We start from the raw sequence: 12,719 nt of genomic DNA on the forward strand, positions 1-12,719 counted from the left end.
GCGCGGTTTTTTTTATTTTAAGATTCATTATTTTGATCGAAATATAGTTCACCCGAAATCGGCATAAATAATGGTTCGACTCCAGAAGCTTTTATTTCTTCTAAAAATTCAGGGATATTCACACCAGGTAATAATTTTGGTGGTTGATCAATAGGCGTAAGCATCGTATCCCAATGACATGGAATAATGTATTTAGGTTTCAGCAAGCGCACGACATCTTTGACATAGTTCGGGCGATATTTGCGTCCAATCGCACATAGACAAACAATATCTGCTTGCCTCCCTTGTAATTCTTGTTCAATAAAATCAGCTGAATCAATGTGTACAACGCGAAGATGCCCCGTATTAATCCACCAATTAAACACTTGACCATGCCGCAGGTGATGAAATTTCGGTGGATAAGGTGGCGGTGTAGTCATATCCCCTGGTAATGGCACCCGACCAAACAATGCTTTGCCATGAATCGACGGCAGCCCAACAACTTGCCATTGCCCACATTCAATTATTTCCCGACCTTTGGTTTCCAGCATTTGTGCTTCAGACAAACCTGCCGATCTCCCATACATCAAAGTAGCCTTCGAACCAATTAGGCGTGCACCTGTTTGTTTACATACCTCTGGTGCATCCAAGATATGATCGTAATGCGCATGCCCAATTAACACGTCATCGGCATTTGGAATATATTTTTTGACTAAAGTTGGGTCACTGAGCAAAGGTTGCGTGAATGTTTGCCAAAAATTCGGACGACTAATAAAAGGATCCAAAACTATAGTTCGATGTTGATCTGAAAGGATAAATCCTGCTGTTCCCAAGTATTGAATCTTTAAATTTTGGAAACTACTTTTTGCTGGTGAACTCGCATTCCACTGGTGATCAGGTACTTTTAATAAATAGTTGCGCATCTGCATTCCTTGATTATTTTTATCATTCCAAGTATTGCGTTATTAAAGCAAAAGCCTAAACACAATGATATATTTTCTTAATCCACTCTTTTACAGTAGTGCTACTTTATGTATGAAGTTAATATGCTTCTACAAGATTGATGCAATGTAAGCTTAGACAAGAATATTCAAAAATGCCTCGCCTTCTGATAGTTGTATTTATACTGATTGCTGTATTTTGGCTGAATTATCAAAGTCGGGAACATCCACAACTCAAGTTTAATGCGCTTTCAGATCGAGTGCTTCATCCTTTTGATACCCGCCTACGTTATCGTATCGGCGATGTTGATCCACGTTTTAAACTCAGCATCGAACAAGTACGACAAATTAGCGAACAAGCAGCGATGATTTGGAACGATGGAACAGGTCAGCAATATATTGTTTATGATCCAAATGCTCAGCTTACAATTCACTTGATCTATGATGAGCGTCAATTTGAGAGTGAACAACAACGCGCTCATCTCAATCAACTCAAAATGAATCAACAAGAATGGATCAATAAAAAACAAGAATTAGATCAAATGGAACAGCAATTGGCCTTCAATAAACAAAGTCTAGATCTAAAAAAACAAGAACTAAATCAACAAATTGACAACTATAACCATCAAGTACTTTTGGCTAAACAAAATGCTACTGATCATGATCGCCAATATTTCCAACAGCAACAATACGAATTACAACAGCTTGTACAAAAACTCAGGCTTGAGATTGATAACTTTAATCAGAACATTGTCGAACTGAATAGAAAAATTGACAGCTTAAATTCGTTAGATCAACAGCTTGATAGTTCTGTAAAATTATATCGACAGCGCTTTCAGCCACGCCTTTTTCACAAAGGGCTATTTAACGGAAAACAGATTTTGATATATGAATTCCAATCTGAAAATGATCTACGGCTCACCCTTGCTCATGAATTTGGACATGCACTGGGGCTCGCCCATCATAATGATCCACAAGCATTGATGTATCCATTAATGCAAGATCAAGACCTCAATGATTTCCGTTTAAAACCTGCTGATTTGGAGTTACTTCAAAGCGTGCAATAGAGAAAGTTATAGAAGGTGATGTATATCTCACTTAAAAATTAAATTACAAAAAATAACAATTTGATTTTTAACTAAAAAGAAGCTTAAGTTATGCACTTTCGGTCAATTGATCAATTTTAAAGCATTGATTAATCTAATGTTATGAATAAAAAAAACAACAATATAGACTCCATCTCTCTTTTATTTCGTTGTGCTATGAATCGCATTATTTTTTTTATTTTAAGGAAAAAAATCACACTTTTTCATATTAATTATTAATTAGATAGCGTTTTGACGACATCAAAATTTTGCTCAAAAATGAATTTTATTTGGGGGGATGTTGCTCATGCGTTATCAAGCTTTGTCCATTATTGTTGCGTGTTTGAGTCTAAATATTAGCAGTTTAAGCCATGCTCAAAATAACCCGCACAATGCAACTTCGCATCAGCATCAAGTTGCTGACATGCCCCTACGCTATCGTATCGCTCCAATAGATCCTCGTTTTAATTTGAGTAGCAAACAAGTCCTTGAACTGACTCAGCAAGCTGCAAAAATTTGGGAAGAAGAAACGGGTAAAAAGCATTTCATTTATGATCCAAATGCTGAATTTACAATCAATCTAGTTTACGATGACCGTCAACAACACACCTCAAATCGCCTACAAGGTCTCAATCAACTTAAGCAACAACAGCAACAATGGGAAATCGACTCTCTACAAATACAACAAGTAAAAGATGAGATACAACGTGCAACCGCCTCAATTGCAAGCAAACAAAGCCAACTCACTGCACAATTCCAACAATACAATGCAGATGTACAACGCTTCAATCAAATGCGATCTTCCTCTAAAGAATGGGCAGATCAACTAGCACAACGTCAAAAACAACTACAGCAACAATCTGCTGAATTGAAACAAGCAATCCAACAACACAGTCAAAAAACGCAACAACTAAATCAACAAATCAAAGGGTTAAACCAAAACAATCAACAATTGGCACTTTCAGCAAATCAGTTTAACCAAACGTTCCAACCACGCCTTTTCCACAAAGGTCAATTTAATGGAAAACAAATCTCTGTGTATGAGTTCTCTTCCAAAGATGACTTACGTATGACTCTTGCGCATGAGTTCGGTCATGCCTTAGGTTTAGATCATACTGATGATCCAACGTCATTAATGTATCCTGTCATTCAAAAACAAAATATGGAACGATTTGCGCTAGCACATGCAGATCAACAAGAGTTGGTTCGTGCCGTCAATTAATCATATTAAGAACTTGATTTGCACCGATCAATTTAACCATTCGGTATATTTATTAGACAAACAAACTTTTTTATTAGATGAATAAGAAAGTAAATATTGAAATTAATTTCACATAATATTTAAAGTTTATTATTAAATCTAACATGCTGTAATTATTTTTATTATTCAAATTTTGTACATAAAAAACACAAAAAATGGCAATTTTAAAGCCAATTCCCTATTTTATTTAGAACTCCATTATTAAGAAAAAATAGTAAAAATGGTTTTTTTAGAAATTTGACTGATCATTTTAACTAAATAAAATACATCCTTTTTCCAGTTTATCTCCTGTATATGCATCCATTATCTTGGCTGTTGTTTATCATTATTTCAGCATTTACCTCAATCCATATTCATGCTCACCCTGTGTCACAACATCTGAATGAGGCGGAAGATGATGATTCGCCTCTACACTATCGTATTGCCGATCTTGATCCTCGCTTAAACATTAGTAAGCAAAAAATGATTGAAATTAGTCAAGAAGCTGCCGCTATTTGGGAACAAGGTACGGGTAAACGCTATTTTGTTTATGATCCCAAAGCAACATTTACTGTAAATTTGGTCTTTGATCAGCGTCAAGTTCGTAGTATGAAACGAACTGAAAATCTCAAAAATTTAGAACAGGAAAAGCAGCTCTGGTTAGATGATAATCAAAAACTGCTAAAACTGAAGCAAGACTCTCAACAATTACACACCCAATTAGAATTACAAAAAATTAAATATCAGGCCCAACTCAATGCTTATGCAAGCGCTCAGAATAAATATCTCAATAAATCAAATACAAAAAATTTAAACTTACTTCAAGAGCGCACAAAACTACTCAATCAGCAAAGAGACGTCTTAAAAATCCTGATCAATGATCATGATCGTAACCATCAACAAATTCAGGTTAAAACAGATGAATTAAAACAACTTCATGAACAGCTAACTCAGTCCGTTGATCGATTTAATCAAAACTTTGCACCTCAACTCGTTCATAAAGGGCAATTTAAAGGAAAACAGATCTTTATTTATGAGTTTTCTTCGATTGATGATTTACGCTTAACCCTAGCCCACGAATTTGGACATGCTTTGGGATTGAAACACACACATAATCCTAAATCATTGATGTATCCACGAATTAAGGAGCAAGATCCCAAAAACTTCCAACTAACAGCAACTGATCTCGCACTGTTAAATCATACAAATTAATGATGATCCCTCTATAAAATCACATGAAATCTACATTTCTATTCAGGTAACAAGAATAGGTCGATTCTTTGGATTTATTCGTGTTATTGTGTTGATAAAACATCATCTTAGTCTTAACGGAGATCAACATGAGTTATTATCATATCCTCATTGAAGTGAACGACCACATCAGTACGATTGAACAAACTCGTGATATTGAGATCTTGAATATTCAAGATATTAGCCCTTATCTCCACTCGATTTTGATTCCATATTTCAATGAACAAATCGTTGAACTTGAAGATGAAAATGTGACTTATGATGAGATTCTTCATCTAGAAGTAAAACAAACGCTATTACCTATCGAACATCTGATTGAAGAAGAACAAAAACAATTACCAAGCGATACAGATGTCACTATTACTGCTTATGAAATCTTTAATGATCGAGATTTGAGCCAAGATGTGACTGCGGTAATTTTTGATATCTTAGAAGCAGTCAAATTAGACGTTGAACCCTAAGAAAAAGGTCTACTTTAAGTAGACCTTTTTATTTTTAAATTATTGATAAATGATTTATTGCATCATTTGTTTTGCTTGTTCTTGACGGAAAGCTCGTAATATCTGCTGCCCTGCGCGTCCAGTTGGATTTAAGCCAAGTCGTGTTTGTTCTTGTCGAATAGCTTGACGACTCTTATCACCTATTAGCCCATCTACTGCACCAATATCATAGCCACGCTGTAGTAAAAATTGTTGAATTTCGCGGCGTTCCGCGCGTGAAGTACCCGCATCATCCGTCGGCCATGAAGTTAAAAATGGCGTACCTCCACGTAATCGGTCAGATAAATGAGCAATCGCTAATCCATAACTTTCCGCAGCGTTATAACTATAAATCGCATCAAAATTTTTGAAGACCAAAAATACTGGACCATTTGAACCTGCTGGTGCCATTAAACCTGCCAATGTACTACCAGAGAGATTTCCTTGAATTAAAGCGGTACCATCGGCACGTGTAAGACCTTGTGCAATCCAGTGATTAAGTGATTTTTTATTACGGCGACTTTCACCTGAAATCGACATTCCATCAGGAATTTTGACTTCAAATCCCCATGGCATTCCTGTTTGCCAACCTGCTCTTTTCAAGAAATTTGCTGTAGAGGCTAACGCATCGGTTGTACTAGAAACCAAATCACGGCGACCATCTCCATCAAAATCTACAGCTAAGCTTTCATAGGTTGATGGCATAAATTGCGTATGTCCAAATGCTCCAGCCCATGAACCATAAAGTTGGTCTTGGGTTAAATCTCCACGCTGTAAAATACGCATTGTTGCAAAAAACTCACCGCGGAAATAACCTTGGCGACGTCCTTCACAACTCAAAGTGCCTAAAGCCTGTAATAAAGGATATTTACCTGAAATGTCACCATAGTTACTCTCAACTCCCCAAACAGCAACGACTGTCTCTGCTGGAACACCATAGGCTTGTTCTACTCGGCGTAGTACGTCTTGATGCTGTGTAAGTTTCTGTTGACCTGCTTGCACACGCTCGTTATCAACCAAACCTGATAAATAATCCCAAATCGGCGTCGAAAATTCAGGTTGATAATTTAATTTATCAATCACTGAATAATCTGGCGTTAGATTTTGCGTATAACGATCATAGGTCGAAGCAGAAACACCAGATGCGATGGCTTGAGAACGTAAATTTGCCAAACATCCCTGAAAATTTGAACTTGGAGAATAAACGTTGCTAGTTGGCGTTACAGTGGTAGCTGAAATGGTAGCACCATTAATCACCAGTTCCGCATGAGCTTGATTTAATAAAGTGAATAAGGCAGTGCCTAGAAAAAAACGCAAAGAATGTTTCATGTCTTAACCAGAATTTTTAAATTTAAATTTCATATTCAAGATAGCATGCAGCAACAGCATGTATCGTTTGGAATCGTAACTTTGAATTCATTTCTTGTCTTTTAAATTTAAATGAATATTTTAAATTCATAAAACTTGCGATTTTTAAATTTAAAACTTCGACCTATCTTTTTTTGAATTCAAAACACAATCCAAGTGATACAGTTTGTTTTAAATTCAAAAAAACCACTCAATTTAAATTTAGGAGCTTAGGAAGTTAAGCATATCAAAAAGTATGGTAACTTCCTTATATGAAAGCAAAAAATAGATACTATTCCCGTTCAAGAATCACAGAGGCAAAATTCAGACAGATCATTCGCTTTTTTGCCATGGATTTAACTGCTTCAGATACAGCTAAACTCACCAATATTTCTGTACGTTCCATCAATACAATTTACATCAGGTTGCGTAAAAAGATTGCGGCACAATGTGAGGAAATATCTCCTTTCAACGGTATCGTTGAACTTGATGAATCCTACTTTGGTGCTCGTCGTATTCGAGGAAAACGTGGACGTGGTGCATCAGGAAAAACCATTGTATTTGGACTACTCAAAAGAGATGGAAACGTATACACAGAAATTGTGCCTGAGTGCCCCAAAGCTACGCTACAGGGTATTATTCGGGGGCATATAGAGCTTGATTCTGTGATCAATACAGATGGATGGAGAGGCTATGATGGTTTAGTTGATATTGGTTTTGACAAACATTTAAGAGTGAATCATGGGGACAACGAATTTGCATGCGGGGAGCGTCATATTAACGGCATAGAATCATTCTGGGGATATGCTAAAAAGCGACTCGTCAAGTTTAATGGAATTGACAAAAAGATGTTTTATTTGCATCTAAAAGAAACGGAGTATCGCTTCAATCATCGGAACGGTAATTTATATCTCGATTTGCTTAAATTACTCCGTAACAATCCTCTTTAACTTCCTAAGCCCCTAAATTTATTTCTTTAGCAATCATCCTAAAACAATCAAGAAGATGAATTAAGCCAATTATCTCTTTAAAATCAGTATATAGTCATTGATACACATCACTAAAATTTAAATTCAAAACAACTTAAATCATCAAGTTTAAATTTAAATCTCACCCAATACTTTTGAATTTAAAAACATCCTAACAACCAAAACTCAGTTTTAAATTCAAATTAAGGACATCATATTTAAATTCAAAACACCAGAAAGAGTTATCCACAACCAAATTCATTATACATTTTTAAATTCAAAAACATTAAGCCAATAAAAAAGCGATCCGAAGACACTACTGTCCCATAGTTTGCTTTAAATAAAAAAACCTGAGTCTAAATAGTTAAAATATGAGTGCAAACAAACACTTTAACTATAAAGGACTCAGTTTTTGTCACATCAGAATACCGTATTTCATCAATTACTCAAACCCATTCTAAGACAAGATTTTGAACGTCTGGCTAAACTGCACCACTCTGGGCAAAAATTAAGATCAGCCACCCGCTGGGATCAGTTTGTTGCCATATTGATGTCCCAACTTTCTTGTCGGCAAAGCTTAAGAGACATTCAATCCAATCTCGAATCCCAGCAGGAAAAGCTCTATCATCTTGGCGCGAAGAGAATTGCGCGAAGCACCTTAGCAAGACTCAACGAAGAACAGCCCGCCAGCTTGTATCAGCAATTGTTCACACAGCTGCTTCAGCGCTGTGAAAACTCTAAAACTGCACATAAATTTAGATTCAAGAATCCGCTGTATTCACTAGATGCCAGTCATATTGATCTTTCACTGTCATTGTGCGCATGGGCAAAAGTGCATGAATCCAAAGCCAGTATTAAACTCAGTGTTGGCTTAAATCACAGCAATACCATTCCTGAATTTGTAGCGCTTGGGGATGGTATTGAAAATGATATGGTGCAAGGCAGAGCATTTAAATTTCCTGCTGGCAGCACTATCGTCTTTGATAAAGGATATGTTGATTATCAATGGTTTGCTCAGTTGACACTTCAGAACGTCAGCTTTGTAACCCGGCTACGCCCAAAGACAGTTTATCAAGTTAAATCAAGCCGCAGCGTATTAGCGACTAAAGGGATTATTGCGGATGAATGTATTGAATTGAGTAGTGCGCATGCCAAGAAAAGAGGCGCACCTAAATTATTAAGACGTATAGAGTTTTATGATACAGATAAGAAAAGAACATTCGAATTTCTGAGCAACAACTTTCATCTGGCAGCATCCACCATTGCTGCAATTTATAAAGACCGCTGGAAGATTGAGTTATTCTTTAAAGCCATCAAGCAGAATTTAAAACTGAAGTCATTTCTAGGTCGAAGCCGCAATGCGATACAAACGCAAATATGGATTGCATTAATTGCCTATTTGCTGGTGAACTTCGCTAAACACATGGCACAAGAAGGATGGAGTGTTCAGCGTTTACTGAGAATTATTCAGGTCAATTTATTTGAAAGGAAACTTTTAAGGTCACTCTTTGTGCCTGATAAAAAATGGCGAAAACAAGAAGAACCTCAATTGAGGTTCTTCTTGTGATATTTGTGGGACAGCAGTGATCCGAAGATCGCTTTTCGTTGCATTGTGGATAACTTAGATATTCATATCAGTCGTCAAAGCTAAAGGCACAGGTAAAATTTGAGCCAATTGACGGCATAAATCTGTTAATTCATCAGAATTATTCGGCATCAAAGTGATATGTCCTAACTTACGACCAGCACGCTCAGACTTATTATAAAGATGTAAATGAGCACCTTTCAGAGCTAAAATGTCCTCAGATTTAGGATGTTGCCCGATGATATTTACCATCACAGTTGGACGAACAACATCCGTTGCACCAAGTGGTAAGCCTGCAACTGCACGAATATGATTCTCAAATTGCGAACAAATCGCACCTTCAATCGACCAATGTCCTGAGTTGTGTACACGACATGCCATTTCATTGGCATAAAGCCCTTGCTCAGTTACGAATAACTCAAGCGTAAGCACACCCACATAATTCAAATGGTTCAATAAACGGGTAATGTAATCTTGTGCAACAGGCTGTAGATCTGTGCTGTTTGGCGCAGGAACAATCGAGTGTGACAAGATACCATTGTGATGATGATTTTCTGCCAATGCCCACGTTTTGACATCGCCATCTTGTCCACGTACTGCAATAATCGATACTTCTCGACTGAATTTCACAAAACTTTCAGCGATTAGACTTTTTGCAGGCCCAAGTTCAGCCCAAGCTGTATCAATTTGATCTTCTGAACGCAATACGAACTGACCTTTACCATCGTAGCCACCTGTTACGGTTTTTAATACGATCGGTAAGCCTAATTCATCAACAGCTTGCTTTAAACTTTGCAAGCTATCCACTGCGCGATAGGGCGCAACAGGAATAGCTAACTCATCAAACAAGCCTTTTTCAGCTAAACGGTTCTGAGCAGTCGCCAAAGCAAGACGAGGAGGGTGTAATGTTTTTGTCTGAGTCAGAACATCCACATCAGCTACAGGCGTATTTTCAAACTCAAGGCTGAATACTTCAGCACTTGCGATGAAAGCTTGAAGTGCTTGTGGATCTTTACTTGAAAATACAGGACCTAGAATAGCCGCAGGGCAATCTGTTTCTGCTTCGAAAAAGCTACATTGAATATTGAGTGGTAAAGCGGCTTGCGCCATCATGCGTCCAAGCTGTCCGCCACCAAAAATACCGATGGTTTTATTCATGATCAACCTCGTTATACTTGACCAGGAATGTTATTACTCGATACTTTTTCAGTTTGTGCAGTACGGAAATCTGCAACATTTTTTGCGATCTCTGGACGTGTTAAACCTAGAATTTGAGCTGCCATAATTGCTGCATTGGTTGCACCAGCTTGGCCAATTGCCAATGTGCCTACCGCGATACCTGCAGGCATCTGCACAATCGATAACAACGAATCAACACCGTTTAAAATCGAAGATTTTACTGGCACGCCAAGCACTGGCAAATCAGTTTTTGCTGCGCACATTCCTGGTAAATGTGCAGCACCACCAGCTCCCGCGATAATCACTTGGATACCACGATCACGTGCTGTTTCAGCATATTCAAATAAACGATCTGGTGTGCGGTGCGCAGAAACCACTTCAGCTTCAAAAGGCACACCCAACTGTTTGAGCATGTTTGCGGTATGTTCAAGTGTTGCCCAATCCGATTGAGAACCCATGATAATCCCGACTAAAGGTTGGTTATCTGTTGCGACCGCATTCATTGGCTTTTCCAAAACAAGATAAAAAGAGGAGAGTGTCTCGACTTGCGCCAAGCACAAAGGAATAAATTGGGGGATATTATAGCGTTTTTTTCAGGCATCCCCAACTACAGAAACGATTAAGCATCGCATAGAAAAACTAGCTCTGATTACGAAAAACAAAGTAGACGCACCCAAGCAAACACAACATTGCCCAGATATAATCTAATTTAAATGGCTGTTTAAATAAAAAAATCATGAACGGAACAAAAACCAATAGTGTCACGACTTCTTGAGTAATTTTCATTTCCCCCAAGCTCCAGCCATATTGATTTAATAATTTCGTTGCAGGGATCATAAAACTGTATTCGAGTAGAGCGATACACCAACTAAATAGAATCGCTTGCCATAGCGGAGCATCGTGTAAGATTTTGAGATGTCCATACCATGCCAAGGTCATAAAACAGTTTGAAATAATCAATAAACACAGGGCTAAAAGCGTCGGGCTCAAAATAGCGTCCTTCTGATTCGGAAAATAAAGACAACAGGGAGATAGATACATCTTAAAAACGATGAAATCTTAACACTTCTCGCTTAAATTTTAAGTGAAGAACAACAACGAATTTTGACTATCTTTTCACTGCAAGCCTTGCTATCGTTGCGATTGAATTTTATTGATAACGACAATCATACACACGTGTTCCGTGCTGTATGCAAAGCAGTGGAGTAGGCGAGTTATGCATCTGCATATTTTGGGTATTTGTGGCACATTTATGGGGTCTTTGGCTCTATTAGCACGAGATTTAGGACATAAAGTCACAGGTTCAGATGCCAATGTTTATCCACCGATGTCGACTCAACTCGAAAATGCAGGCATCGAACTGATGCAAGGTTATGATCGTAGCCATTTGCAACCACATCCCGATCTCGTGATCGTCGGCAATGCCATGAAACGTGGTATTGATGCCATCGAGTATATGCTCAATGAAGGTTTACCTTATATTTCTGGCCCACAATTCTTAGCTGATCATGTGCTACAAGGTAAACATGTCTTAGGTGTCGCGGGTACACATGGAAAAACGACGACGACTACAATGTTGGCGTGGGTACTCGATCAAGCAGGTTTAAATCCAGGTTTCTTAATTGGTGGTGTACCGCTTGGTTTTAGCGAAAGCGCACGTTTAGGTGGTGGCAAATATTTCTGTGTGGAAGCTGATGAATATGATTCTGCTTTCTTCGATAAGCGTTCTAAGTTCGTCCATTATCATCCAAAAACTGCGATTTTAAACAATCTTGAATTTGATCATGCTGACATTTTTGATGATCTTGCTGCGATTCAAAAACAGTTTCATCATTTAGTACGCACCATTCCAAGCGAAGGTCGTATTATTGCTCCAATTACTGAAACCAATATTGATGAAGTATTAGCACAAGGCTGTTGGACGCCTGTGGTTCGCACCAGTCTTGAACCTAATGACCAAGCTGCTTTATCAGCGGAGCTGATCAGTGCCGATGGTAGTCATTTTAAAGTCCTTGAAAATGGCAAGGCAATCGGGGAAGTAAAATGGAATATGACAGGACAGCATAGTGTAGCCAATGCTTTGGCAACGATTGCTGCTGCTCAGCATGTCGGTGTCAGCCTTGAACAAGCCTGTGAAGCATTATCTAACTTTGGTGGTGTAAAGCGCCGTATGGAGCTGTTAGGTACTGTGCGTGGCATCGAAGTCTATGATGACTTTGCCCATCACCCAACTGCGATTGAAACTACACTCGACGGCGCACGTAAACGTCTTGGTGAACGTAAACTTTGGGCAATCATTGAACCACGTTCTAACACTATGCGTATGGGCAGTCATAAAGATGGTTTGGCGCACTCTGCGCGTTTAGCGGATGAGGTAATTTGGTATCAACCAGAAGGTTTAGACTGGGATTTACAACCTGTAATCTCAGCATCTTCAAACAAGGCTGAAGTCAGCCGCTCTTTGGATGACATCATTACCCGTGTAGTGAATGAAGCAGGCGAGGGCGATGCTGTGGTGATCATGTCCAATGGTGGTTTTGGTGGTTTACACCAAAAGTTAATTAAGGCTTTGTCGTAATTTAGCCAATAGCCTATTTTAATCATCTAATTTTGTCACGGTATTCACTATCGTGACAGGCGGCATCCATGCCGCCCGTTGGACTGT

At 38.3% G+C, this 12,719-nt stretch carries 12 protein-coding genes; 7 read left to right on the plus strand and 5 right to left on the minus strand.

Going from position 1 to position 12,719, the window contains the following annotated elements; genetic code table 11:
• Positions 1-17: 17 nt before the first annotated feature.
• Positions 18-902, minus strand: a complete 885-nt coding sequence (locus Q9Q86_RS12975; protein ID WP_004914467.1) for an MBL fold metallo-hydrolase — start codon at positions 900-902, stop codon at positions 18-20.
• A 173-nt stretch (positions 903-1,075) separates the two neighbouring features.
• Here Q9Q86_RS12975 and Q9Q86_RS12980 point away from each other — a divergent pair, with 173 nt between their 5' ends.
• The 4 genes from Q9Q86_RS12980 to Q9Q86_RS12995 all read left to right on the plus strand — a co-directional run bounded on the left by Q9Q86_RS12980 (position 1,076) and on the right by Q9Q86_RS12995 (position 4,957).
• On the plus strand, positions 1,076-1,987 hold the full coding sequence (locus Q9Q86_RS12980) for a matrixin family metalloprotease (RefSeq protein WP_112986676.1): 912 nt from the start codon (positions 1,076-1,078) through the stop codon (positions 1,985-1,987).
• A gap of 325 nt (positions 1,988-2,312) precedes the next feature.
• Positions 2,313-3,227, plus strand: coding sequence for a matrixin family metalloprotease (locus Q9Q86_RS12985; RefSeq protein ID WP_112986671.1), 915 nt, complete (start codon positions 2,313-2,315; stop codon positions 3,225-3,227).
• A gap of 333 nt (positions 3,228-3,560) precedes the next feature.
• Positions 3,561-4,457: a matrixin family metalloprotease gene (locus tag Q9Q86_RS12990; RefSeq protein WP_112986670.1), complete on the plus strand. Its 897-nt coding sequence runs from the start codon at positions 3,561-3,563 to the stop codon at positions 4,455-4,457.
• A gap of 128 nt (positions 4,458-4,585) precedes the next feature.
• Positions 4,586-4,957 (plus strand): hypothetical protein, encoded by a 372-nt coding sequence (locus tag Q9Q86_RS12995; protein ID WP_004914476.1) that lies wholly within the window; start codon positions 4,586-4,588, stop codon positions 4,955-4,957.
• A 54-nt stretch (positions 4,958-5,011) separates the two neighbouring features.
• Here Q9Q86_RS12995 and Q9Q86_RS13000 read toward each other — a convergent pair whose 3' ends face one another.
• Complete coding sequence (locus Q9Q86_RS13000) at positions 5,012-6,304, minus strand: lytic murein transglycosylase (RefSeq protein ID WP_112986669.1); 1,293 nt, start codon at positions 6,302-6,304, stop codon at positions 5,012-5,014.
• A gap of 290 nt (positions 6,305-6,594) precedes the next feature.
• On the opposite strand from Q9Q86_RS13000, the gene Q9Q86_RS13005 reads away from it, so the two are divergent.
• Complete coding sequence (locus Q9Q86_RS13005; protein WP_308150309.1) at positions 6,595-7,272, plus strand: IS1595 family transposase; 678 nt, start codon at positions 6,595-6,597, stop codon at positions 7,270-7,272.
• Positions 7,273-7,702: 430 nt separating this feature from the next.
• Positions 7,703-8,857: an IS4 family transposase gene (locus Q9Q86_RS13010; protein ID WP_308150310.1), complete on the plus strand. Its 1,155-nt coding sequence runs from the start codon at positions 7,703-7,705 to the stop codon at positions 8,855-8,857.
• A 54-nt stretch (positions 8,858-8,911) separates the two neighbouring features.
• Here the strand turns inward: Q9Q86_RS13010 and Q9Q86_RS13015 are convergent, their stop codons facing one another.
• The 3 genes from Q9Q86_RS13015 to Q9Q86_RS13025 form a co-directional block, all read right to left on the minus strand.
• Positions 8,912-10,033 (minus strand): 5-(carboxyamino)imidazole ribonucleotide synthase, encoded by a 1,122-nt coding sequence (locus tag Q9Q86_RS13015; protein ID WP_112986349.1) that lies wholly within the window; start codon positions 10,031-10,033, stop codon positions 8,912-8,914.
• A gap of 11 nt (positions 10,034-10,044) precedes the next feature.
• Positions 10,045-10,557: a 5-(carboxyamino)imidazole ribonucleotide mutase gene (gene purE / locus Q9Q86_RS13020; protein ID WP_004914484.1), complete on the minus strand. Its 513-nt coding sequence runs from the start codon at positions 10,555-10,557 to the stop codon at positions 10,045-10,047.
• Between the two features lie 136 nt (positions 10,558-10,693).
• Entirely contained in the window at positions 10,694-11,095 is a 402-nt protein-coding gene (locus tag Q9Q86_RS13025) for a DMT family protein (RefSeq protein ID WP_171293869.1), read from the minus strand.
• A gap of 175 nt (positions 11,096-11,270) precedes the next feature.
• On the opposite strand from Q9Q86_RS13025, the gene mpl reads away from it, so the two are divergent.
• Positions 11,271-12,632, plus strand: coding sequence for a UDP-N-acetylmuramate:L-alanyl-gamma-D-glutamyl-meso-diaminopimelate ligase (mpl, locus tag Q9Q86_RS13030; RefSeq protein ID WP_112986347.1), 1,362 nt, complete (start codon positions 11,271-11,273; stop codon positions 12,630-12,632).
• Positions 12,633-12,719: the final 87 nt, after the last annotated feature.

Origin of the sequence: Acinetobacter sp. A22, from assembly GCF_030913345.1 — a bacterium.
GTDB classification, from domain to species: domain Bacteria; phylum Pseudomonadota; class Gammaproteobacteria; order Pseudomonadales; family Moraxellaceae; genus Acinetobacter; species Acinetobacter junii.

Excerpts from the sequence above, each read along its gene's own strand:
- purE (WP_004914484.1), bottom strand. The coding sequence starts at position 10,557 with ATGAATGCGGTCGCAACAGATAACCAACCTTTAGTCGGGATTATCATG.
- Q9Q86_RS12985 (WP_112986671.1), top strand. The coding sequence starts at position 2,313 with ATGCGTTATCAAGCTTTGTCCATTATTGTTGCGTGTTTGAGTCTAAAT.
- Q9Q86_RS13015 (WP_112986349.1), bottom strand. The coding sequence starts at position 10,033 with ATGAATAAAACCATCGGTATTTTTGGTGGCGGACAGCTTGGACGCATG.
- Q9Q86_RS12980 (WP_112986676.1), top strand. The coding sequence starts at position 1,076 with ATGCCTCGCCTTCTGATAGTTGTATTTATACTGATTGCTGTATTTTGG.
- Q9Q86_RS13025 (WP_171293869.1), bottom strand. The coding sequence starts at position 11,095 with ATGTATCTATCTCCCTGTTGTCTTTATTTTCCGAATCAGAAGGACGCT.
- Q9Q86_RS12975 (WP_004914467.1), bottom strand. The coding sequence starts at position 902 with ATGCGCAACTATTTATTAAAAGTACCTGATCACCAGTGGAATGCGAGT.
- Q9Q86_RS12990 (WP_112986670.1), top strand. The coding sequence starts at position 3,561 with ATGCATCCATTATCTTGGCTGTTGTTTATCATTATTTCAGCATTTACC.
- Q9Q86_RS13000 (WP_112986669.1), bottom strand. The coding sequence starts at position 6,304 with ATGAAACATTCTTTGCGTTTTTTTCTAGGCACTGCCTTATTCACTTTA.
- Q9Q86_RS12995 (WP_004914476.1), top strand. The coding sequence starts at position 4,586 with ATGAGTTATTATCATATCCTCATTGAAGTGAACGACCACATCAGTACG.
- mpl (WP_112986347.1), top strand. The coding sequence starts at position 11,271 with ATGCATCTGCATATTTTGGGTATTTGTGGCACATTTATGGGGTCTTTG.
- Q9Q86_RS13005 (WP_308150309.1), top strand. The coding sequence starts at position 6,595 with ATGAAAGCAAAAAATAGATACTATTCCCGTTCAAGAATCACAGAGGCA.